Genomic DNA, 21037 nt, shown 5'->3' with positions numbered 1-21037 from the left:
TTGACATACTTTCTTTCCATATATTTGGCCGCATTTACCTTGCATCATGTCAGGATGAAAGATCAAGCACCGAACGCTCCCGGCGCGATGTCGCGCCTGTCGGACGCCGTCCCTCCGCACGCATGGTTCGGCGTCTCTGCGGTCTTCCACTATCTTGGGCCGTCTTTGGCCGTGCTGCTGTTCCCGGTCGTCGGGGTTCTCGGCATCGCGTGGTTCCGCATCGCCTCGGCGGCGCTGATATTCGCCCCGGTCACGAGGCCCTGGCAAACATTCCGGCGGTCAACGCACCGCGAGCGCGTGCTCCTGCTGGCGCTCGGCGCCTGCCACGCCGTGATGAACAGCGCGTTCTACCTTGCCCTCGACCGGCTGCCGATCGCCCTTGTCGCGGCTATAGAGTTCATCGGGACGATCGGAATCGCGCTGTGGGGGTTACGGACCGGGCGCAACACGCTCGCGCTCGTTCTGGCGGTCGCGGGGGTCGCGCTCTTGATCGACATTCCCGCGCTTCTGGCGGCCGATGGCGCGGCAAGGACATCCGATCTTCTGGGCCTGTTCTGGGCGATCCTGAACGGGGCCCTGTTCGTTCTCTACATCGTTCTCGGGCACAGAATTTCCGAAAGTGGCGCCTCGGGCGGGGTAGAGCGGCTCGGGGCAGCCATGGCGGCGGCGTTTCTCTTCGTCATGCCGATCGGGTTCATGCAAGCGCTCGCCGCCTTTGGTGCGCCCTTGCTGGTGCTGGCGGGGATCGGTGTCGGCATCTGCTCCTCGGTCATCCCCTATGTCTGCGATCAGCTCGCCATGGCGCGCCTGCCACGCGCCAGCTTTGCCTTGCTGCTGGCGCTGCTGCCGGCATCGGCGACGATCATCGGGGCCATCGTGCTGCGCCAGGTTCCGGGCGCGGTGGATATCCTCGGCGTCGTTCTGGTCATGATCGGGGTGGCGGTGCACCGACCGGCGCCGCCGACCGTCCCCGGGTCGACCACCGCCTGAATCCATGCCGCCGGTCACCGCACAGACGCGGACCGGCGCGCATGGCGCCGGTCCCTTTGGGCAGGCTCACATCGCCGCGATCATCTCGGATTGTTTCACGATCACCTCGGCCTGCTTGATCGAGGCAATATCCACCAACCGGCCCTTGTAGGTCGTGGCCCCCTCGCCGCGGGCCTTGGCCTCTTCCATCGCCTTGAGGATCTCGCGCGCCTCCTGCACCGATTCCTCGGTGGGCGTGAAGATTTCGTTGGCCAGCGCCACCTGCTTGGGGTGGATCGCCCATTTGCCGACCATCCCCAGCGTCGCCGAGCGCCGCGCCTGCGCGCGGAATCCCTCGTCATCCGAGAAGTCGCCGAACGGCCCGTCCACGGGCAAGAGGCCATGCGTGCGGCAGGCGGCGACGATATTCGCCTGCGCCCAGTGCCACGGATCGGACCAGTATTTCTCGCCCCCGCGCAGCATGTAGTAATTCTCCTGCGTGCCGCCAATGCCGGTGGTGGACATGCCCATCGACGCCGCGAAATCCGCCGCCCCGAGGCTCAGGGCCTGCATCCGGGGAGAGGCCGCCGCAATCTCCTCGACATGGGAAATCCCCGCCGCCGTCTCGATGATCGCCTCGAAGCCGAGGCGCTTCTCGCGGCCCTTCGCCGCCTCGATCGAGGTCACCAGCGCATCAACCGCGTAAATGTCGGACGCACAACCCGCCTTGGGGATCATGATCTGGTCAAGCCGGTCGCCGCCCTGTTCCAGCAGGTCCACTACGTCGCGGTACCAAAAGGGCGAGTCGAGTCCGTTGATCCGCACCGAGAGCGTCTTGTTGCCCCAGTCCACCTCGTTGATGGCACGCACGGTATTGGCGCGCGCGGCGTCCTTGTCGGTGGGTGCGACCGAATCCTCCAGGTCGATATTGATGACATCCGCGGCGCTCGTAGCCATCTTCTCGAACAGCTTGTCGTTCGAGCCGGGGCCGAAAAGCTGACAGCGGTTGGGCCGTGCGGGCGGTTGGGGTTGCAGGCGAAAGCTCATCTTGGATCGCTCCCTTGGTTCGGAAATTGCGTGGATACTGGGGGCCGAGGTATGAAATTGCACGCGCCTGCGCAAGCCGGTTTCGTACACCACGGGATGCAAACCACACCAGCACCCATGCGCAGAACCTTCGCGAAATCGTGCCGAAGGCCGAAGAATCCCCCGAAATTTCCGACACCCCCATTGATTCCGGCAGAAAATGGCGCAGCATCCGGTGCAGTCTGCGCGCGAATGCGCACCGCGCCAAGGAGACCGCCATGATCGAGACACCGTACCTGCTGTTCCTGGGCGACGCGCCCGACATGCTCGCCGCCAAGGTCGCCATCGGCATCCGCGACTGGCGGCCCGAGAACGCGCTGGGGCAGATCCGCCTGCCCGGCTGCGGCGCCGACCTCGGGCTGCCCGACATGACCCTGGCCGAGGCACGCGCGGCGGGCGCCAAGACCCTCGTCATCGGCGTGGCCAATCGCGGCGGCGTCATCAGCCCGGAATGGAAGAAGGTGCTGATCGAGGCGCTGGAAATGGATTATGACCTCGCATCGGGGCTGCACAACCTGCTTCGCGACGAGGGCGATCTCGTGGCCGCGGCGCAGACGCATGGCGGCACGCTGCACGACGTGCGGGTGCCGACCGTGGGCTATCCCATCGCCAACGGTGTCAAGCGCACCGGCAAGCGCTGCCTTGCCGTCGGCACCGATTGCTCGGTCGGCAAGATGTATACCGCGATGGCAATGGAAGCCGAGATGGTGGCGCGAGGCATGAAGGCCACGTTCCGCGCCACCGGGCAGACCGGCATCCTCATCACCGGCCACGGCGTGCCGCTCGACGCGGTGATCGCCGATTTCATGGCCGGATCGGTGGAATACCTCAGCCCCGACAACGACCCCGACCACTGGGACATGATCGAGGGACAGGGCAGCCTGTTTCACGTCTCCTATTCGGGGGTGACGCTGGCGCTCATCCACGGCGGGCAGCCCGACGCGCTGATCCTGTGCCACGAACCGACGCGGCGCCACATGCGCGGGCTTCCGGGTTATACGCTGCCGTCGCTCGAGACGCTGCGCGACACCGCCCTGCCGCTGGCGCGGGTGTCGAACCCGGCCTGCGTGGTGGCGGGCGTGTCGGTCAACACCCAACACATGGACGAGGCCGCGGCGCGCACCTACCTTGAAAAGGTCGAGGCCGAAATGGGCCTGCCGACCACCGATCCCTACCGTTTCGGCCCGGGCACGCTGGTGGACGCGCTGGCCGCGATCTGATCGGGCGGGGCCTCCGGTGGGGGTGTTTTTGGAAAGATGAAAGGGGACCGCGTGGAGATTTCGGTAACGCGCGACATTTTCCGGCTGGCGCAGGTCTTTACCATCAGCCGGGGTTCACGGACCGAGGCACAGGTGCTGACGGTCCGGGTGCAGGACGGCGGCGCGGCCGGGTGGGGCGAATGCGTGCCTTACGCCCGCTATGGTGAGACGCTGGACAGCGTGGCGGCGCAGATCGCGGGCCTGCCCGGGGCGGTGACACGCGAGACGCTTCCCGATCTGCTGCCCGCCGGCGCGGCGCGCAACGCGGTGGATTGCGCGCTGTGGGATCTCGAGGCCAAGCGTCGCGGTTGCCGCGTGTGGGATCTGGCCGGGCTACCCGCGCCGGGGCCCGAGATCACCGCCTACACGCTCTCGCTCGACAGCCCCGACGCGATGCAGGCGCAGGCGGCAAAACATGCGCACCGGCCCCTGCTCAAGATCAAGCTGGGCACCCCCGACGACATGCCCCGGCTAGAGGCGGTGCGGCGCGGTGCGCCCGATTCGCGCATCATCGTCGATGCCAACGAGGGGTGGAGCGCCGATATCTACGCCGATCTCGCGCCGCACCTCGCGCGGCTCGGCGTCGCGCTGGTGGAACAGCCGCTGCCAGCAGGTGAGGACGACGCGCTCATCGGCCTTGCGCGCCCCGTGCCGGTCTGCGCCGACGAGTCCTGTCACGACCGTGCAAGCCTGCCCGCGCTCGCGGGGAAATACGACATGCTCAACATCAAGCTGGACAAGACCGGCGGGCTCACCGAGGCGCTCAGCTTGCGCGACGCCGCGCGTGCCGGGGGCTACGGCATCATGGTGGGCTGCATGGTGGGAAGCTCGCTCGCGATGGCGCCCGCGACGCTGGTGGCGCAGGGGGCGGCGGTGACGGACCTTGACGGCCCGCTGCTTCTGGCCGAAGACCGGGAAAACGCCTTGATATTCGACGCCGCCGGGGTTCACCCGCCCGAGGCGGCCCTGTGGGGATGACGATATGCGCACTGTCTACGTGAACGGAGAGTACCTGCCCGAGACCGAGGCCACCGTCTCGATTTTCGACCGCGGCTTCCTGATGGCCGACGGGGTCTACGAGGTGACGAGCGTCCTGGGCGGCAAGCTCATCGACTTCGGCGGCCACCTCGCGCGGCTGGAGCGCTCGCTGTCGGAACTGGACATGAAAAAGCCCGCCGCTTTCGACGACCTGCTCGACATCCACCGCGAACTGGTCCGCGTCAACGGCATCACCGACGGGCTGGTCTATCTTCAGGTCACGCGCGGCAGCGACGGCGACCGCGATTTCGTCTTTCCCGACCCCGAAACGACCGAACCGACGCTGGTGCTCTTCACCCAATCCAAGCCCGGCCTCGCCGACAACCCGGCGGCGAAGACCGGAATCAAGGTGATCGGCATCGAGGATATCCGCTGGGGCCGCCGCGACATCAAGACGGTGCAGTTGCTCTACCCCTCGATGGGCAAGATGATGGCAAAGAAGGCCGGCGCGGACGATGCCTGGATGATCGAGGACGGGCATGTGACCGAAGGCACGTCGAACAACGCCTATATCGTCAAGGGCAACACCATCGTCACCCGGCACCTGTCGACCGACATCCTCCACGGCATCACCCGCGCCGCCGTGCTGCGCTTCGCCCGCGAGGCACAGATGCGGGTGGAAGAGCGCGCCTTCACCATGGATGAGGCCAAGGCCGCCGACGAGGCCTTCGTCACCTCGGCCTCGGCCTTCGTCATGCCGGTGGTCGAGATCGACGGCACGGCACTTGGCGACGGCACACCCGGCCCCGTGGCCAGACGCCTGCGCGATATCTACCTCGAAGAAAGCCTTAAATCGGCGGTTTGAGGGGGTCGTTCAAGATAGGCGCGCGACCCGGACCAGCGATCGGTCAAGATTGACGATGGCAGTCGGGGCGCGTGGTGTCTCGGCACGCACTCGGTTTCGTCCGGGCGTTCAAACACACCGCACACCGTCAGGGGGCGTCAGATCAGCGTGCGCCCCAGGTGTCGGACAGCCGATAGCCCTCCGGCCAGGGATCGGAGGGATCCAGCATGTGCTGGTGCATCCCGGTGATCCAGCCGCGGCCGGAAATCTCGGGATGGATGGCCGGGCTGCCCCCGACCCTGGTTTCGCCGATGATCCGGCCCACAAAGGTCGAGCCGATCAGCGAGCGGGCGGTCAGCCGGTCGCCCTCCTTCATCGTGCCACGGGCGTGCAGCACCGCCATGCGCGCCGAAAGCGCGGTGCCGGTGGGCGAGCGATCCACCTTGCCGGGTTGGATGGCGACGGCGGCGCCGGTCTCCATCCCCTCCGGCCCCTCGCGCAGCGGCCCGGCGAACAGGCAGAACGAGATGTGCCGCCAGTCCGGGTTCTCGGGGTGGGAGAACCCCAACTGCGCGTTGGCGGCATCGGTGATCCTGACGCCGAGCGTGGCAATGTCGTGCGCCTCGTCCTCCGTCAGGGAAAACCCCAGCGTTTCCGCGTCCACGATCACGAAACTGTCGCCGCCATAGGCGGTGTCCACTATCAGCGTCTCCACCCCTTCCACCTCCAGGCGTGCGCCCAGCTTCTGCGCGAAGGAGGGGACGTTGCGCACGAAGATGCGTTCGGCCTTGCCATCGCGGCATTCTGCCCGCACCCGGACCAGCCCGCCCGGCGCTTCGAGCACTAGGTGCGTCTCGGGCTCCTGCATCGGCACAAGACCCCCGTCTAGCAGCACGGTCGCGACGCAGATCGAGTTCGACCCGGACATCGGCGGCGTGTCCTCCGGCTCCATGATGATCCAGGCCGCCTGCGCCTCGGGGTGCTTGGGCGGCACCAGCAGGTTGACATGACGAAACACGCCCCCGCGCGGCTCGTTCAGGACGAAATTGCGCAGGCTCTGGTCGCGGGCAATCCAGCGGCTCTGCTCCCAGATCGTCTCGCCCGGCGGCGGCAGGACGCCGCCGACGATGACATCGCCCACCTCGCCCTCGGCATGGGCGGAAATGACGTGGATTGTCCTGGATGATCGCATGTCAGAGCACCTTGCAAAGCCGCAGCGCATCGTAGATCGCCGCGTGTGTGTTGCGCGCGGCGACCGCGTCGCCGATGCGAAAGAGCTGGTAGCTACCGCGCTCATTGCGGGCCACCTCCTGCGAACGCCCTTCGACCAGCGCCTCGTAATCCACCTCGCCAAGATTGGTCGAGCCGGGGCAGAGATCGAAATATATATCGTCCAGCGGCCGCGTACCGTGGTTGACGACCACCTGGTCGACGTGCCGTTCGCGGGTGACCCCACCATAATCGCTGCCGATCACGGCGCGCAGCGCGTTGCCCTCGCGCCGCACCGCGTCGAGTTTCCACGTCACCGTGAACGTCACGTCATGCTTTTGCAACTCGCGCATGGACGGTGTCAGCGACATGGCCATCACTTCCGGGGCAAAGCTGCGGTCGCGGGTCATGATCTCGACCCTGGCGCCGGTCGCCGCGATCTTCTCGGCGGCTTGCAGCGCGGCATAGTCGCCGGCGTCATCGTAGATCAGCACGTTCGCGCCCGGCTGGGCATCGCCGGAAAGAATGTCCCAGGCCGAGACGACAAGCGCGTCGCCCTCATCGAGAACCTCGGTATGGGGCAGCCCGCCGGTGGCCACGATGATCACGTCGGGATCATGGGCCAGCACGATCGCCTCGTCGGCGAAGGAGTTGAAGTGGAAGGTCACACCCATCCGTTCGCATTCGTTGAGCCGCCACTGGATGAGCTGGATCATCTCCTTGCGTCGATCGGTCTGCGCCGTCAGCCGGATCTGCCCGCCGGGATCGTCCGCCGCCTCGTGGACGATCACCTCGTGGCCCCGCTCCGCAGCGACGCGCGCGGCCTCCAGCCCGGCGGGGCCAGCCCCGACGATCACCACGCGCCGCCTGGTTTCGGCCTCGGCGATCTCGTGCGGCTGCTCCAGCTCCCGCCCCGTGGCCGGGTTGTGCAGGCACAGCGCCATCCCCCCCTGGTAGATGCGGTCGAGGCAGTAATTCGCACCCACGCAGGGGCGGATACGCTCTTCCTCGCCGCGCATGATCTTGGCCACGATATGCGGGTCGGCCATGTGCGCGCGGGTCATCCCGACCATGTCGAGCTTGCCCGACGCCACCGCGTGCCGCGCGGTCGCCACGTCCTGGATCTTGGCGGCGTGGAAGGTCGGAAATTGCGTTGCGGCGCGAATCTCGCCGGCGAAATCCAGGTGCGGCGCACTGCGCATACCCTGAACCGGGATCACGTCGGTCAGACCTGCATCGGTGTCGATATGCCCTTTGACGACATTGAGGAAATCGACCATCCCGCAATCCTTCAGCCGGTGCGATATTTGCAGCCCATCCTCCTTGGTGAGCCCGCCGGGCAGGTCTTCATCGCCCGTATAGCGCACGCCGACGATGAAATCGGGGCCGACGCGCTCGCGAATGGCCGTCAGCGTCTCGAAGGTAAAGCGCAGGCGGTTGTCCAGGCTGCCGCCATAGTCACCGTCGAGATCGTTGGTCAGCGGTGACCAGAACTGGTCCATCAGGTGGCCGTAAGCCTGCAACTCGATGCCGTCTAGCCCCGCCGCCTTCATCCGCTCGGCGGCATCGGCGTAATCCTCGATGATGCGGGAAATATCCCAATCCTCGGCCTTTTTCGGGAAGGCCCGGTGCGACGGCTCGCGCTCATGGCTCGACGACACCACCGGCAGCCAGTCCGCCTTGTCCCAGCGGGTGCGGCGGCCGAGATGGGTCAGTTGGATCATCACCGCGCAATCGTGTTCGTGGCATTCGTCGGCAAGCTGCTTCATCCAGCCGACGACCTCGTCCTTCCACGCGAGGATATTGTTGAAGACCGGCGGGCTGTCGCGCGCGACCGAGGCCGAACCGGCGGTCATGGTGAGCGCCACACCGGCCCGCGCCCGTTCGGCATGGTAGGCGCGATAGCGGTCCTTCGGCATTCCGTCCTCGGGATAGGCCGGTTCGTGGCTGGTGATCATCAGCCGGTTCTTCAGCGTCAGGTGCTTGAGCTGATAGGGCTGGAGAAGGGGATCGCTGGTCATGGGAACCTCCGTGAGTTCCGCGGACGATTCCACAAAATGTTCACCTATGTCAATATTGAGTTCATCGGTGTATATTTTTCTTGAATTGCGGGGATTTCAGCCGTAATCTCGGGCGCATGAGCAGGAAGCCCTCCACCACGGATGATCCCGACAAGAGCTCGGGTTGGCGCGGCTCACGCGAGATCTGGCTTGCGGCGGCCAAGCAGGCCTTTCTCGAAACCGGCCTTGATGCCGTGAAAATCCAGCCCTTGGCGACCCGGCTGAACATCGCCCGCACGAGCTTCTACTGGTTCTTCAAGGACCGGAACGCGCTGCTCGATGCCCTGCTCGAAGAATGGGACGCGAAAAATACCGGGGCCTTCGTCGATGCGACCGGCGCCTATGCCGAGACGATCGCCGAGGCGGTTCTCAATCTCATCGTGGTCTTCCACGACGAAGACCTGTTCGAGCCGCAACTCGATTTCGCGGTTCGGGGCTGGGCACACCAGTCCGACGATGTCATGGCCCGCGTCAATGCGGCGGACGAGCGGCGCCTGGATGCCATCCGTGCGATGTTCGAGCGCTTCGGCTTCCCGCCCGAAGACGCCGATGTCCGGGCACGCACCGTCTACCTCGTCCAGATCGGCTACATCTCGATGCAGGTGCGGGAAAGCCAGGCAGTGCGTATGGCCCGGGTTCCGGGTTACGTGGAAACCTTTTGCGGCGAAGCCCCGACGCAGAGCGAACTTGCCCGGTTCCACGCGCGGCTCGGGTTCCGAACACCCGGCCCCAACACCGCCGAAACAAGGGAGCCGAAGTAATGCGACCACACATCAACGAGCTGGACGAAACGGCATTCGATGTCGTCGTGATCGGGGCCGGGGCGGTCGGATGCGCGACGGCACGCGAACTGGCAGGGCGCGGCTTTCGGACATTGCTGGTCGAGCGTGCAGACATCGGCTCGGGCACCTCGTCCCGGTCCAGCCGGATGCTCTATTCCGGGCTTGGCTACCTCGCCGTGCGGTATCCGCTCTGGCAGATGATCTTCCGGCCGGTCGACATGATCCAGCGCCTTCTTTACACGCGCTCCGTCATGCAGTGCCGGGCTGAACTGGCGCGCCAGATGCCGGGCCACCTCCACAAGCACAGGTTTCACTACCCGTTCCGTCAGGGCGACCGTTACCCGCCCTGGCTCGTCGATACCGGCTTCCGGCTGGTAGAGGCGCTCGGCGGCTGGAAGGTGCCGCTGGACTACCGCCGCATCTCGCATGAACAGGCCGCGACAGAGAGCGCACTGGCAGCCGACCTCGGCGGCCCCCTGCGCGGCGTCGGCGTGTTCGAGGAATACATGTATTCGTGGCCCGAGCGTATCTGCGTCGATACCGCGCTCGATGCCGAGCGCCGTGGCGCCACCCTGCGCACCTACACGGCGGTTACCGGGCTGACGCGGCAGGGCAACGCCTGGACCGTCGCGCTCGAAGAGCGCGCACCAGAAGCCGAGGGCCGCGCGTCGGTCACCGCGCAAATGGTCGTGAACGCGACCGGCCCGTGGGTCGACCGGCTGCCCGGGTGCGGCGGTGCCGGGCCGAACCGCGTCGTCGGCCTGAAAGGCGTCAACGTCATGGTGCGCCTGCCCGAGCGTTACCGTGGCGAGGGCCTGGAAGCCTTTTCAAGCAAGGGCGAGCCCTTCTATGTCTTTCCCTGGCGCGACCATCACCTGATCGGACCGACCGAGACGGTCGTCAGGGATGACCCCGACGATGTCCGCGTGCAGGACCATGAAATCGACTACATCCTCGACGAGGCAAACCGGCTCTTTCCCGACCTCAAGCTGACCCGCGAGCATATTCTGCATTCGTGGTGCGGCGTTCGGCCGATGTCGACACTCGACGGCACCACGACCCGCAACGCCGTGCGCGTCGTCGAGGATCCATCGCAGCCCGGTCTCGCGACGGTGACCGGATCGACCATCATGCTGCACCGCCATGCCGGGCGAAAGGCGGCGCGCGCCGTCGAACGGAGGCTCGGCAAGAGGGGCGAGGCGCCTACCGGACCGATCGACGCCCCGCACCACCTGCGTCCTGACGAGGAGATCGGTCAGGTGGCCGCGACCGAGCATGTCGTGCGCCTGACCGACCTGATCAGGCGGCGTCTGCCCGACGGGCTCGACACGGCACTCGGACGCGACCGCGCCGAGCACCTGTCGCGCATCGCCGCCGCAAGCCTCGACTGGACCGAAGCGCGGCGGCAGGACGAACTGGCGCATTTCGAGCGAGAGACGGCGTCGATTTATCAAGCCCCCTGACCGCGCCCCGGCGGCGTCCAACCGAAGGGCCCGAACGTATCGGTCCCGATGCTCACATATGAACAAGGCGTTTTCCGCACCGCCCGGCAGACGCCCGCAGACGCGTTGCGCGCGATTCACCTCGATGGAGAGTTTGACGCCAGCGGTTTGAGGAGGGCAGCGCCGTCCGCCCGCTCCGCACACCTTCTGCGCCCCCACGCGGAATTGCGCCCGGGGCGCACAGGACGCACCTTTTCCCCAGGCCCAAGGAAAGGAGCCCCGCCATGAAAAACCCCGTTCATCCCGCCACGCGCATCGGCCATGTCCATCTCAAGGTCGCCGATCTCGACCGCGCCATCGGCTTTTATTCCGGCGTGCTCGGCTTCGAGATCATGCAATACTATTCTGGCGGTCGGGCGGCCTTTCTCTCCGCCGGGGGCTATCACCACCATATCGGCCTCAACACATGGGATTCGCTGGGCGGCACGCCGCCGCCCCCGGGCCATACCGGGCTGTTTCACACCGCCTTTCTCTACCCCGACCGCGCGGCGCTGGGCGATGCGGTGCGGCGCGTTCTTGACGCGGGCATCCCGCTCGACGGCGCCGCCGACCACGGGGTGAGCGAGGCGATCTATCTGCGCGACCCCGACGACAACGGGGTGGAACTCTACTGCGACAAGCCCGAATCCGACTGGCCGCGCGACGCCGAGGGCAACCTCGCGATGGTCAACAACCCGCTCGACGTGGATGCCCTTCTGGCCGAGGCCCGCCCCGCGCGCTGATCCCTCTGGACGCCCCGGCGCGGGGGCCCTAACCTGCGCGCCGACAGGAGGGCAGCACATGGCGACAGGCACCAATATCCGCACCTATTTCGAGGGCCGCTGGCACGACGGCGACATCCCGGTGATGAAGGCCGCCGATCACGGCACGTGGCTCGGCTCCTCGGTCTTCGACGGGGCGCGCTACGTGGATGGCATCATCCCCGACCTCGACCGCCATTGCGCCCGGGTCAACGCCTCGGCCGAGGCGCTGATGGTCACGCCCACCGTTTCCGTCGATGATATGCAGGCGATCGTATGGGAGGGGCTCAAGGCATACCCAAAGGACGCGGCCATCTACATCCGGCCTATGTACTGGGCTCTCGACGGCGGCCACCTCGCCGTGCTGCCCAAGCCGGACGCCACCGGCTTTGCCATCTGCCTCGAGGAGGTGCCGATGCCGCCGCCGGGCACCACCACCACGCTCTGCCGCACCCGCTTTCGCCGCCCGGTGCTCGAGGATGCGGTGGTCAACGCCAAGGCCGGCTGTCTCTACCCCAACAACGCGCGCATGCTCAAGGAGGCGCGTGACCGCGGCTTCGGCAACGCGCTGGTGGCCGACGCGCTCGGCAACGTGGCGGAAACGGCCACCGCCAACGTCTTTGCGGTCAAGGATGGCGAGGTGTTCACCCCCATCGCCAACGGCACCTTCCTCGCCGGGATCACCCGCGCGCGCCATATAGACAACATGCGCCGCAACGGCATGACCGTGCACGAGACGGTGATGAGCTTCGAGGATTTCGAGACGGCGGACGAGGTGTTCCTCTCGGGCAACCTGACGAAGGTGACGCCGGTCTCGGCCTTCGAGGACACCCCCTATCAGCCCGGTCCCGTGGCCGAGCGGGTGCGCGAGATGTACTGGGACTGGGCCTTTTCCGACGCGCGGTGATCCGTGCCGCGCGCCAGCGCGTATAACGGGATGACAGACAGGAGAGTCCCATGCGCCTGATCGCCGCCCTATTCGCCACGCTTCTCGCCCTGCCCGCCGCCGCGCTCGACCGCACGGCCCCCTTCGACAGCATCGACGGCGGCGCGCTGCGCCTGTCAGATTGGGCCGGGCGGCCCGTGCTCGTGGTCAACACCGCCTCGCGCTGCGGCTTCACGCCCCAGTATGACGGGCTCCAGGCGCTCTACGACCGCTACCGCGACCGTGGCCTCGTGGTGCTCGCCGTGCCGTCCGACGATTTCCGGCAGGAATTGTCGAGCGAGGCAGAGGTCAAGGAATTCTGCGAGGTGAATTTCGGCCTCGATATCCCGATGACCACCATCACCCATGTGCGCGGGGCCGAGGCGCACCCGTTCTACGCCTCCCTGGCCGCCGAAACGGGCTTCGCCCCGACGTGGAACTTCAACAAGGTGCTCGTCGCCCCCGACGGCCGCGTGGCGGGCACATGGGGGTCGATGACACGGCCCCTCTCGGGCGCGATCACCCGGCAAATCGAGATGCTTCTGGCCGAGTGAGACGGAACGCGGAAGACAGGGTTTGGCCTCGAGTGGTCGTTAGACATGACACTATGAGCCGCGCGAGCGACCGACCGCGGGTGGGCGCACTGGCGATTTGGCTATGCGGTTTATGGCACAAGATACTTCTTAGCTAACAGCAGCTTGCACCGTTGCAAAAGCGCCCGCCCGTCCGGTCGGTCGGTCGCTCGCGCGGCGGCGTGCAAGCACGCCTTGTTCCGCGCGGGGGCAGGAGGCGAATGGCAGCAAGAGGCCCGGACCCTCCCGCTCACCAATCCATCACCACCTTGCCCGAATTGCCCGAGATCATCGCGGCGAACCCGGCCTCGAAATCGTCGATCCCGATGCGGTGCGTAATCAGCCCGCTCACGTCCAGCCCCGATTGCACCAGTGCGATCATCTTGTACCAGGTCTCGAACATCTCGCGGCCATAGATGCCCTTGATATGCAGCATCTTGAAGATCACCGCGTTCCAGTCCACCGCGAACTCGGTCGGCGCGATCCCCAGCAACGCAACCTTGCCGCCATTGTTCATGCGCGCGATCATCTGTTGCATCGCCGCCGAGGCCCCCGACATCTCCAGCCCCACGTCGAACCCCTCGGTCATGCCGATCCCGTCCATCACCTCGCGCAATTGCTCGGCGGACACGTCGACCACATGCTGCACTCCCATGCGGCGCGCAAGATCAAGGCGGTAGGGGTTGATATCGGTGATCACCACCTTGCGCGCGCCCACCTTCTGCGCCACCAGCGCGCCCATGATCCCGATCGGCCCCGCGCCGGTCACCAGCACGTCCTCGCCCACCAGGTCAAAGCTCAGCGCGGTATGCACCGCGTTGCCGAACGGATCGAAGATCGCCGCGATCTCGTCGGGGATGTCCGCAGGAATAGGCACCACGTTCATCTCGGGGATACAGACATACTCGGCGAACGACCCGGGCCGGTTCACGCCTACTCCTCGCGTGTTGCGGCACAAATGCCCCCGCCCCGCGCGACAGTTGCGGCACGCCCCGCAGACGATATGCCCCTCGCCCGAGACCCGCTGCCCGATCCGGTATTTCACCGCCGCCGCACCGCGATCCACGATCTCGCCCACGAATTCGTGCCCCACCACCATCGGCACCGGCACCGTCTTGGCGCTGAACTCGTCCCATTTCCAGATATGCACATCGGTGCCGCAAATCGCGGATTTCTTCACCTTGATCAGCACGTCCGCCGGCCCCGGCTCCGGCACCGGCACATATTCCATCCACAGCCCCGGTTCGGGCTTCGACTTCACCAGCGCCTTCATTTCATTCTGCATTGCCCTGCCCCCACAAATCTGTGCTCAGATATTTCAACCCGCTGTCGCAAACCACGAACGCGACGCAACCGCCCCGCTCCGGCCCCTGCAACAGCCGGATCGCCGCCGCCAGGTTGGCCCCGGCGGAATAGCCGCCAAATATACCCTCGCGACGCGCCAGCATCCGCGCATGCTCCGCCGCCTCGGCCCCCGTGACCGTCACATCGCCCGCCAGGTCGGCCCCGCGCAGATGCACCAGGTCGGGCATTCCGTACCCGCCCCCCTGGATCGGGTGCTCCGCCCGGTCAGGATGCACCGCGTAGCACCGCACCCCCAGAGGCGCAAAAAACCGCGCCGCGCCGCCCACCGTGCCGCCAGAGCCGACAAAATCGCAAAACGCGGTCACCGCGTGGCCCGACTGTTCCCAGATTTCGGGCGCGGTGCCGGTCGCGTGGGCCTCGGGGTTGCCCGCACGCGCGAACTGATCGGCCCGGAACGCGGCGCGGTCCTTCGTGATCCGGCGCGCCTCTTCCTCGACCAGCGCCAGGTCCGCCCCCGACACCTCCCCCGGCCGCGCGCCCTCGGCTTGGCGCACCAGCACCACCTCCGCGCCCAGCGCGCGCATCATCCGCGCGCGTTCCTCGGAATTGCCCTCGCTCATCACCGCGACGAACGGATGGCCCAGCACCGCGCAGACAATCGCAAGCCCCGTGCCCATGTTGCCCGAGGTCAGCTCCACCACCGTCTGTCCATCGCGCAACTCGCCGCTCGCGCGCGCCACCTCGATGATCGCCCGCGCGGCGCGGTCCTTCTTGGAGAATCCGGGGTTGAGATAATCCAGCTTGGCCAGCAACCGCCCCTCGAGCCCCAGGGCCTCCACGACCCGGTGCAATTCGACCAACGGTGTCCCGCCGATCGCGTCGACGACCGAGGGCAGCGGCATCATCTGATCACCCCCAGATCCCGGCCCACGGCGCCAAAAGCGTCCACCGCCCGATCCAGCATCTCGCGGCTCAGCCCCGCGCTCATCTGCGTGCGGATGCGGTCCTGCCCCTTGGGCACCACCGGAAAGGAAAACGCCGCCACGAACACGCCGCGCTCCCCCAGCCGCGCCGCCATCTCCTGCGCCAGTTTCGGATCGCGCAGCATCACCGGGATGATAGCATGTTCGCCGGGCAAGAGCTCAAACCCCAGCGCCCCCATCCGCTCGCGGAAATACGCCGCGTTCTCCCACAGCCGCGCGCGCCGCTCCGCGCCGTCCTCCAGCATGTCGAAGACCTTGAGCGACGCCCCCGCGATCACCGGCGCCAGCGTGTTGGAAAAGAGATAAGGCCGCGAGCGTTGCCGCAACCAGTCCACCACCTTGGCCGACGCCGCCGTATAGCCGCCCGACGCGCCCCCCAACGCCTTGCCCAGCGTGCCGGTCAGGATATCCACCCGATCCATCACACCGAAATGCTCATGCGTGCCGCGCCCGGTCTCGCCCACGAAACCCGTGGCGTGGCAATCATCCACCATCACCAGCGCGTCATACCGCGCCGCCAGGTCGCAAATCTCATCCAGTGGCGCGTAATACCCGTCCATGGAAAACACGCCATCGGTGGCGATCATCCGGTGCCGCGCCCCCGCCGCCTCGCGCAGGCACCGCTCCAGATCGGCCATATCGCGATTGGCATAGCGATACCGCTGCGCCTTGCTCAGCCGCACCCCGTCGATGATGCTCGCATGGTTCAGGCTGTCGGAAATGATCGCATCCTCCGGGCCCAGCAGCGTCTCGAACAGCCCCGCATTGGCATCGAACGCGGCGGCATAGAGGATCGCGTCCTCGGTCCCCAGAAACCCGGCGATCCGCGCCTCCAGCTGTTTATGCTCCTCCTGCGTGCCACAGATGAACCGGACGCTCGCCATGCCGAACCCATAGCGGTCGAGCGCCGCATGCGCCGCCGCGATCACTTGCCGGTGATCGGCCAGCCCGAGATAGTTGTTGGCGCAGAGGTTAATCACCTCGCGCCCATCGGCCAGCCGCACCTCCCCCGCCTGCATCGAGGCGATCACCCGCTCGGATTTGTAAAGCCCCTCGCCGCGCAGCCCCTCCAGCCGCGCCGCCAGGTCCGCGTCGAACCGATCCGTTGCCGCCATGTTCTCCTCCTTCATCTTGCCCCAAATATTCCGGGGGAGTCGCCCGGCACGGGCGACGGGGGCAGCGCCCCCTCCTCAGGCGGCCACCCTCGGCCGCCCCCCCGCCTCTACCACGATCTCCGCCTCCAGAAACACCCGCCGCCCCTCGGCCTCGGCCTCGCGCACCTCCCGCCGCGCGCTCACCTGCACGTCCACGGCCCCCGCCGCCACCGCCGCAGCCCGCGCCTCATTCCCCAGCGCCGCCTCCAGCGCCATCATCGCCGCCTCCGCGTCCGCAAAATCCTCCGGCCCGCTTTCCAGGTGCGCGCGATATCTCCCCTCGGCGGGCGCGGTCACCACGCCCGCGCGCCGGATCACCACCCGACCCACCACCGCGCCGATGGCATTGGCGACGCCGGCATGCTCCGGCACGATCACCTCGGCATGGAGCCGCTCTCCCACCGCGCCATAATAGCTCGCCGCCGAGGCCCCCAACCCGATCACCGGCACGTTCAATCCGGTCTCGATCCGCACCAGCCCCCGGTGCGGCCCAAGACCCCGCTGCATCAGCACATGGCTCGCCAGCGCGGCGGGCGGCAGACCAAAACCCGCCTCCTCTTCGGCGAACCCCACCTCCAGCAGCGCCAGCGCCGTCTGATGCGTCAGCCGGTCCACGATCATCTGCGCCAGCGCTTCCGCCCCCGCGGCCAGCCGATCACCAGATCCCACCCGCTTGCGCGCCACCAGCCCCAGCGCCAGCCGCGCCGCCTCCCCGTCCCAGGCCGAAAGCCGGCCCAGCACATGCGCGGCATCCGAGGGCGTCACCCCGCCCAGTTGCACCAGTCCGCGCCGCACCAACCGGCTCAGCGCGGCGTGATCCATCCGGTTGCGCAGCACCGCCCCCAGCGGTCGTACCGCCCCCTCGATCCGCGCCAGCAGGCCCGCCTCGCGCTCCGACAGCCCCCCGGCCTCGACGCCGGGCACGGCACGCACGAACCGCGCATCCATCTCACCCGGCGCCGCCGCGCGGCCCTGCGCCTCCAGCGCGGCATGCACCGCCTCGGGCGCCTCTACCGCCATCAGGCTCACCGGCACCACCCGCCGGGGCCCAAGGCTCACACCCGCGCCCAGCCCCTCGGCCACGTGCATCTCGCTGTCGCCGCCCAGTCCGAACGTGCGCATTGCCACCGCCTCGACCATGGTGCGCCACGGGCCCACCCGCGCGCCCTCCGGGTCGATGGCGGGCCGCCCGCCGCGCAGCACCGCCACGTCCGTCGTCGTCCCGCCGATATCCGACACCAGCGCATGATCCGCCCCGGTCAGCCACCGCGCCCCTATGAGGCTCGCCGCCGGACCGCTCAGGATCGTCTCGATGGGCCGCTCCCGCGCCTGTGCTGCGCTGATCAGCGCGCCATCGCCGCGCACCACCATCAAGGGCGCGGTGATCCCCTGCCCCCGCAGCACCCCCTCCGCCCGCTCGATCAGCCGCGCGATCATGCCGATCAGCCGCGCATTGAGCAGCGCGGTCAGCGCCCGCTTCGGCCCGTTGAGCTTGGCCGACAGGTGATGCGACAGGCTCACCGGCTTGCCCGTCACCTCGCGGATCACCTCCGCCGCGCGCAACTCGTGCCCCGGGTTGCGCGTCGCAAACACCCCGGCGACGGCATACGCTCCGGCCCCCTGCCCCGCTTCCAGCCAGCGCCGCAGCGCCCCCTCGTCCAGCGCCGCCGCCTCGGCGCCGCCCGCCCCGTGGCCGCCCGCGATCACCAGCGCCGGATCGCCCCCCAGCGCCTCGGCCAGCCCATGCGCCGCCAGGTCCACCTCGCGAAACCCGATATAGATCAGCCCCGCACGCCCGCCCTGCCCCTCGACCAGCGCATTCGTCGCCAGCGTGGTCGACAGCGACGCCAGCCCGATCTCGCCCGCCTGCGCGCCGCTTGCGCGCAACACCTCCGCCACCGCGCGGCCGATCCCCATCGCCAGGTCATGGCGCGTGGTCAGCGCCTTGGCACTCGCCACCACCTCGCGCTCGTCGCGCAACAGCACGGCATCGGTATAGGTGCCGCCCGTATCCACCCCCAATAGCAATGCCATGCGCCCGCTCTCCCGCCTCGCGTCCTTCCGAAGGGGGTGTAACGGCTCTGCCGGGCTATTCCAGCCCGTTTGCGTCATCGGACAGTCGCATCACCGCCCAGCGCGCCGCGTCCGCCACCGCCGCGTCCGCATCCTCGCACAATCCCTGCGCCACCTCCCGCAAGCCGGGATCGCCCGAATTACCTATGGCATAGAGCACGTTGCGCACGAACCGGTCCCGCCCGATCCGCTTGATGGGCGAGCCCGAGAACCGTTCCCGAAACCCGGCATCGTCCAGCACCGCCAATTCCGCCAGCTTCGGCGCAACCAGGTCGTCGCGCGCGGCGTATTTCACCTCCCGCGCCTCGACGGCAAACTTGTTCCACGGGCACACCGCCAGGCAATCGTCGCAGCCATAGATGCGGTTGCCCAGCAACGGCCGCAACGCTTCATCCACCGGCCCCTTGTGCTCGATCGTCAGGTAGGAAATGCAGCGCCGCGCATCCAGTTGATACGGCGCCGGAAACGCATCCGTCGGGCACACGTCCAGACACGCCCGGCACGACCCGCAATGATCCACCTCCGCCGGATCGGCCTCCAGGTCCAGCGTGGTAAACACCGACCCGATAAAGAACCAGCTCCCCAGATCGCGGCTCACCAGGTTGGTATGCTTGCCCTGCCAGCCCAGCCCCGCCGCCTGTCCCAGCGGCTTTTCCGGCACGGGTGCTGTATCGACGAACACCTTCACCTCGCCCCCACCTTCGGCAATCAGCCACCGCGCCAGCCGCTTCAGCCGCTTCTTGACCGTGTCGTGATAATCGCGCCCCCGCGCATAGACCGAGACGTTGCCGCACTCCCGCTGCTCCAGCCCCGCCAGCGCATCCCCCTCGGGCGTATAGCTCTCGCCCAGAACGATCACGCTGCGCGCCTCGGGCCAGAGCACATCCGGCGCCCCCCGCCAGTGCGCGCGCTCGGCGAGCCAGCCCATCTGCCCATGATGGCCACGCTCCAGAAATGCTGCCAGCCGCCCCGGCACATGCCCCACATCCCACGGGCGGCACACCCGGCAGGCGTCGAACCCCTCGGTCACCGCCTGTGCAACCAGTCTCTCTTTCAGCCCCGCCTTCATCTTGCCCCCCAATATCCCGGGGTGAATTGGCCGCAGGCCAAGAGGGGCAGCGCCCCTCCGGCCGCTCTAGAAATCCAGGTCGGCATAATGCGCCGGCGGCGGAAATCCCGGCACCTGATCCGCGAGAATCCCCCGGAACGCGGGGCGCGACTTGATCTTGGCATACCAGTCCTTGACCGCCTCCGAGCGGTGCCAGTCCACGTCCGAGATATAATCCAGCGACGACAGGTGCGCGGCGGCGGCGAAATCCGCCAGCGTCATCACGTCCCCGGCCAGCCACCGCCGATGATCCAGCAGCCACGCCATGTAATCGAGGTGAAACTTGACCGCCCGCGCCCCGTCCTTGACGTTGCGGCTGTCGGGAAAGCCCAGCTTCATGATCTTCTTGTTGACCCGTTCGTAAAGCAGCTTGGCCGTCACTTCGTGGTGGAACTTGTCGTCAAACCACCCCACCAGCCGCCGCACCTCGTAGCGCGCCTCGGCCCCCTTGGGCATCAGCGGCGGCTCGGGGTGGCGCTCCTCGATATATTCGCAGATCGCGGCACTCTCGGCCAGGGTGCGCCCGTCCATGCGCAGCACCGGCACCTTGCCGGCCGGGTTGCGGCGCAGGAAATCGGCGTCCTGCTCCCAGTACCACTCCTCGACCAGCTCGCACTCGATCCGCTTCTCGGCAAGACACAGCCGCACCTTGCGGCAGAAGGGCGAGAGCGGAACGTGGTAGAGCCGGGCCATGTCGGATGCGTGCCTCTGCTATTGGAAACAGCCCCTTCCATGCCCGCTTCCGGCGCGGGTTTCAATCCTCGAAACAGGCGGCGCGGCCGTCGCGGGCGATGGTCGCCGCCCCGTCCACGATCGCCGCCGCGCGTTGCCGCAGCGCCGCCGACGGACGGCTGGCAGAGCGCCCCTTGGGATCGGGCAGCACCGCGGCGAGCCGCGCCGCCTGCACCGCGCTCAGGTCCGCCGCCGCCACGCCGAAATAATGCCGCGCCGCGGCCTCCACCCCGAACACGCCCTCGTCGAACTCGGCGATGTTGAGATAGACCTCCAGCACCCGCCGCTTGGGCCATGCCGCCTCCATCAGCGGCGTGATCGCGGCCTCCAGCGCCTTGCGCGCCCAGTTGCGCCCGTGCCACAGCCACACGTTCTTGACCACCTGCTGGCTGACGGTCGAGGCCCCGCGCACAGAGCCATCGGCGATGGCGTCGCGAATCGCACCCATGTCGAACCCCCAGTGCAGGCAGAAATTGGCGTCCTCGGCGGCCACCGCCGACCGCGCCATCACCGGCGCGATCCGCGCCATCGGCACCGGCTCGCGCGAAATCGCGCCCAGCCGCCGTTCCTCCTGCCAGGTATAGATCGTCGCCGGCGGATCCACCCAGCGATAGGCCAGCAGGCTCAGCACGAACGCCGCCACCACCACGAGCGCGGACCACAACAGCCAGCGCCGCAGCCAGCGCCACACCCCCACCGGGGCCGCCCGCCGCCGCCTGCCCTTCGCCGTTTTCTTCCTGCGTCCCGCCATGGCCC

General features: G+C 67.7%; 19 protein-coding genes. 9 read left to right on the top strand and 10 right to left on the bottom strand.

Annotated features, from left to right (window positions below; translation table 11 throughout):
• The first annotated feature begins 54 nt into the window (after window positions 1–54).
• A complete protein-coding gene (locus C6W92_RS12600) occupies window positions 55–990 on the top strand; it encodes an EamA family transporter (protein WP_129433768.1) in 936 nt (311 codons plus the stop codon).
• 66 nt (window positions 991–1056) lie between these two features.
• Here C6W92_RS12600 and C6W92_RS12595 read toward each other — a convergent pair whose 3' ends face one another.
• Window positions 1057–2016 carry an L-malyl-CoA/beta-methylmalyl-CoA lyase gene (locus C6W92_RS12595; protein ID WP_129433766.1) on the bottom strand — a complete coding sequence of 320 codons (960 nt, stop codon included), beginning with the start codon at window positions 2014–2016 and terminating at the stop codon, window positions 1057–1059.
• 257 nt (window positions 2017–2273) lie between these two features.
• Here C6W92_RS12595 and dgcN point away from each other — a divergent pair, with 257 nt between their 5' ends.
• Genes dgcN through C6W92_RS12580 form a run of 3 tightly spaced genes read left to right on the top strand, consistent with a single transcriptional unit; the run spans window position 2274 to window position 5157 of the window.
• Complete coding sequence (dgcN, locus tag C6W92_RS12590; RefSeq protein WP_129433764.1) at window positions 2274–3275, top strand: N-acetyltransferase DgcN; 1002 nt, start codon at window positions 2274–2276, stop codon at window positions 3273–3275.
• Between the two features lie 51 nt (window positions 3276–3326).
• A complete protein-coding gene (gene dgcA, locus C6W92_RS12585) occupies window positions 3327–4292 on the top strand; it encodes an N-acetyl-D-Glu racemase DgcA (RefSeq protein WP_129433762.1) in 966 nt (321 codons plus the stop codon).
• 4 nt (window positions 4293–4296) lie between these two features.
• Window positions 4297–5157, top strand: coding sequence for a D-amino-acid transaminase (locus C6W92_RS12580; protein WP_129433760.1), 861 nt, complete (start codon window positions 4297–4299; stop codon window positions 5155–5157).
• Window positions 5158–5299: 142 nt separating this feature from the next.
• On the opposite strand, the gene C6W92_RS12575 is transcribed toward C6W92_RS12580, so the two are convergent.
• Together C6W92_RS12575 and C6W92_RS12570 are read right to left on the bottom strand one after the other, a co-directional pair.
• Complete coding sequence (locus tag C6W92_RS12575) at window positions 5300–6328, bottom strand: proline racemase family protein (RefSeq protein ID WP_129433758.1); 1029 nt, start codon at window positions 6326–6328, stop codon at window positions 5300–5302.
• A gap of 1 nt (window position 6329) precedes the next feature.
• A complete protein-coding gene (locus C6W92_RS12570) occupies window positions 6330–8366 on the bottom strand; it encodes an NADH:flavin oxidoreductase (protein WP_129433756.1) in 2037 nt (678 codons plus the stop codon).
• Window positions 8367–8482: 116 nt separating this feature from the next.
• On the opposite strand from C6W92_RS12570, the gene C6W92_RS12565 reads away from it, so the two are divergent.
• The 5 genes from C6W92_RS12565 (at window position 8483) to C6W92_RS12545 (ending at window position 12908) form a co-directional block, all read left to right on the top strand.
• On the top strand, window positions 8483–9166 hold the full coding sequence (locus tag C6W92_RS12565; RefSeq protein ID WP_129433754.1) for a TetR/AcrR family transcriptional regulator: 684 nt from the start codon (window positions 8483–8485) through the stop codon (window positions 9164–9166).
• Complete coding sequence (locus C6W92_RS12560) at window positions 9166–10650, top strand: FAD-dependent oxidoreductase (RefSeq protein ID WP_129433753.1); 1485 nt, start codon at window positions 9166–9168, stop codon at window positions 10648–10650. The genes C6W92_RS12565 and C6W92_RS12560 overlap by 1 nt, the downstream gene beginning before the upstream one ends.
• Window positions 10651–10913: 263 nt before the next feature.
• A complete protein-coding gene (locus C6W92_RS12555) occupies window positions 10914–11411 on the top strand; it encodes a VOC family protein (RefSeq protein WP_129433752.1) in 498 nt (165 codons plus the stop codon).
• A 58-nt stretch (window positions 11412–11469) separates the two neighbouring features.
• On the top strand, window positions 11470–12336 hold the full coding sequence (locus C6W92_RS12550) for a branched-chain amino acid aminotransferase (RefSeq protein WP_129433751.1): 867 nt from the start codon (window positions 11470–11472) through the stop codon (window positions 12334–12336).
• Window positions 12337–12386: 50 nt separating this feature from the next.
• Entirely contained in the window at window positions 12387–12908 is a 522-nt protein-coding gene (locus tag C6W92_RS12545) for a glutathione peroxidase (protein WP_129433749.1), read from the top strand.
• 268 nt (window positions 12909–13176) lie between these two features.
• On the opposite strand, the gene tdh is transcribed toward C6W92_RS12545, so the two are convergent.
• The 7 genes from tdh to mtgA form a co-directional block, all read right to left on the bottom strand.
• Window positions 13177–14199 carry an L-threonine 3-dehydrogenase gene (gene tdh / locus C6W92_RS12540; protein ID WP_206735530.1) on the bottom strand — a complete coding sequence of 341 codons (1023 nt, stop codon included), beginning with the start codon at window positions 14197–14199 and terminating at the stop codon, window positions 13177–13179.
• 1 nt (window position 14200) lies between these two features.
• On the bottom strand, window positions 14201–15136 hold the full coding sequence (locus tag C6W92_RS12535; RefSeq protein WP_164989232.1) for a cysteine synthase family protein: 936 nt from the start codon (window positions 15134–15136) through the stop codon (window positions 14201–14203).
• Window positions 15133–16329 (bottom strand): glycine C-acetyltransferase, encoded by a 1197-nt coding sequence (locus C6W92_RS12530; RefSeq protein WP_129433745.1) that lies wholly within the window; start codon window positions 16327–16329, stop codon window positions 15133–15135. Before C6W92_RS12530 ends, C6W92_RS12535 begins: the two co-directional genes overlap by 4 nt.
• Before the next feature lie 75 nt (window positions 16330–16404).
• Window positions 16405–18402, bottom strand: a complete 1998-nt coding sequence (locus C6W92_RS12525) for a hydantoinase/oxoprolinase family protein (RefSeq protein ID WP_129433743.1) — start codon at window positions 18400–18402, stop codon at window positions 16405–16407.
• Window positions 18403–18457: 55 nt separating this feature from the next.
• Entirely contained in the window at window positions 18458–19510 is a 1053-nt protein-coding gene (gene queG, locus C6W92_RS12520; RefSeq protein WP_129433741.1) for a tRNA epoxyqueuosine(34) reductase QueG, read from the bottom strand.
• A gap of 66 nt (window positions 19511–19576) precedes the next feature.
• Window positions 19577–20242, bottom strand: a complete 666-nt coding sequence (locus tag C6W92_RS12515; RefSeq protein WP_129433739.1) for a glutathione S-transferase family protein — start codon at window positions 20240–20242, stop codon at window positions 19577–19579.
• 61 nt (window positions 20243–20303) lie between these two features.
• Window positions 20304–21032, bottom strand: a complete 729-nt coding sequence (gene mtgA, locus C6W92_RS12510; RefSeq protein ID WP_129433737.1) for a monofunctional biosynthetic peptidoglycan transglycosylase — start codon at window positions 21030–21032, stop codon at window positions 20304–20306.
• Window positions 21033–21037: the final 5 nt, after the last annotated feature.

Origin of the sequence: Roseovarius sp. A46, assembly GCF_004126395.1 — a bacterium.
GTDB classification, from domain to species: Bacteria; Pseudomonadota; Alphaproteobacteria; order Rhodobacterales; family Rhodobacteraceae; genus Roseovarius; species Roseovarius nitratireducens.
The sequence above is the reverse complement of the archived record's forward strand: the minus strand, read 5'-3'. Positions and strand labels throughout refer to the sequence as shown.

Coding starts and splice junctions, on each gene's coding strand:
- C6W92_RS12555 (WP_129433752.1), top strand. CDS start 10,914: ATGAAAAACCCCGTTCATCCCGCCACGCGCATCGGCCATGTCCATCTC.
- C6W92_RS12570 (WP_129433756.1), bottom strand. CDS start 8,366: ATGACCAGCGATCCCCTTCTCCAGCCCTATCAGCTCAAGCACCTGACG.
- C6W92_RS12565 (WP_129433754.1), top strand. CDS start 8,483: ATGAGCAGGAAGCCCTCCACCACGGATGATCCCGACAAGAGCTCGGGT.
- C6W92_RS12550 (WP_129433751.1), top strand. CDS start 11,470: ATGGCGACAGGCACCAATATCCGCACCTATTTCGAGGGCCGCTGGCAC.
- queG (WP_129433741.1), bottom strand. CDS start 19,510: ATGAAGGCGGGGCTGAAAGAGAGACTGGTTGCACAGGCGGTGACCGAG.
- C6W92_RS12535 (WP_164989232.1), bottom strand. CDS start 15,136: ATGATGCCGCTGCCCTCGGTCGTCGACGCGATCGGCGGGACACCGTTG.
- C6W92_RS12575 (WP_129433758.1), bottom strand. CDS start 6,328: ATGCGATCATCCAGGACAATCCACGTCATTTCCGCCCATGCCGAGGGC.
- dgcN (WP_129433764.1), top strand. CDS start 2,274: ATGATCGAGACACCGTACCTGCTGTTCCTGGGCGACGCGCCCGACATG.
- C6W92_RS12530 (WP_129433745.1), bottom strand. CDS start 16,329: ATGGCGGCAACGGATCGGTTCGACGCGGACCTGGCGGCGCGGCTGGAG.
- C6W92_RS12515 (WP_129433739.1), bottom strand. CDS start 20,242: ATGGCCCGGCTCTACCACGTTCCGCTCTCGCCCTTCTGCCGCAAGGTG.
- tdh (WP_206735530.1), bottom strand. CDS start 14,199: ATGAAGGCGCTGGTGAAGTCGAAGCCCGAACCGGGGCTGTGGATGGAA.
- C6W92_RS12595 (WP_129433766.1), bottom strand. CDS start 2,016: ATGAGCTTTCGCCTGCAACCCCAACCGCCCGCACGGCCCAACCGCTGT.
- C6W92_RS12545 (WP_129433749.1), top strand. CDS start 12,387: ATGCGCCTGATCGCCGCCCTATTCGCCACGCTTCTCGCCCTGCCCGCC.
- C6W92_RS12525 (WP_129433743.1), bottom strand. CDS start 18,402: ATGGCATTGCTATTGGGGGTGGATACGGGCGGCACCTATACCGATGCC.
- C6W92_RS12560 (WP_129433753.1), top strand. CDS start 9,166: ATGCGACCACACATCAACGAGCTGGACGAAACGGCATTCGATGTCGTC.
- mtgA (WP_129433737.1), bottom strand. CDS start 21,032: ATGGCGGGACGCAGGAAGAAAACGGCGAAGGGCAGGCGGCGGCGGGCG.
- C6W92_RS12580 (WP_129433760.1), top strand. CDS start 4,297: ATGCGCACTGTCTACGTGAACGGAGAGTACCTGCCCGAGACCGAGGCC.
- C6W92_RS12600 (WP_129433768.1), top strand. CDS start 55: ATGAAAGATCAAGCACCGAACGCTCCCGGCGCGATGTCGCGCCTGTCG.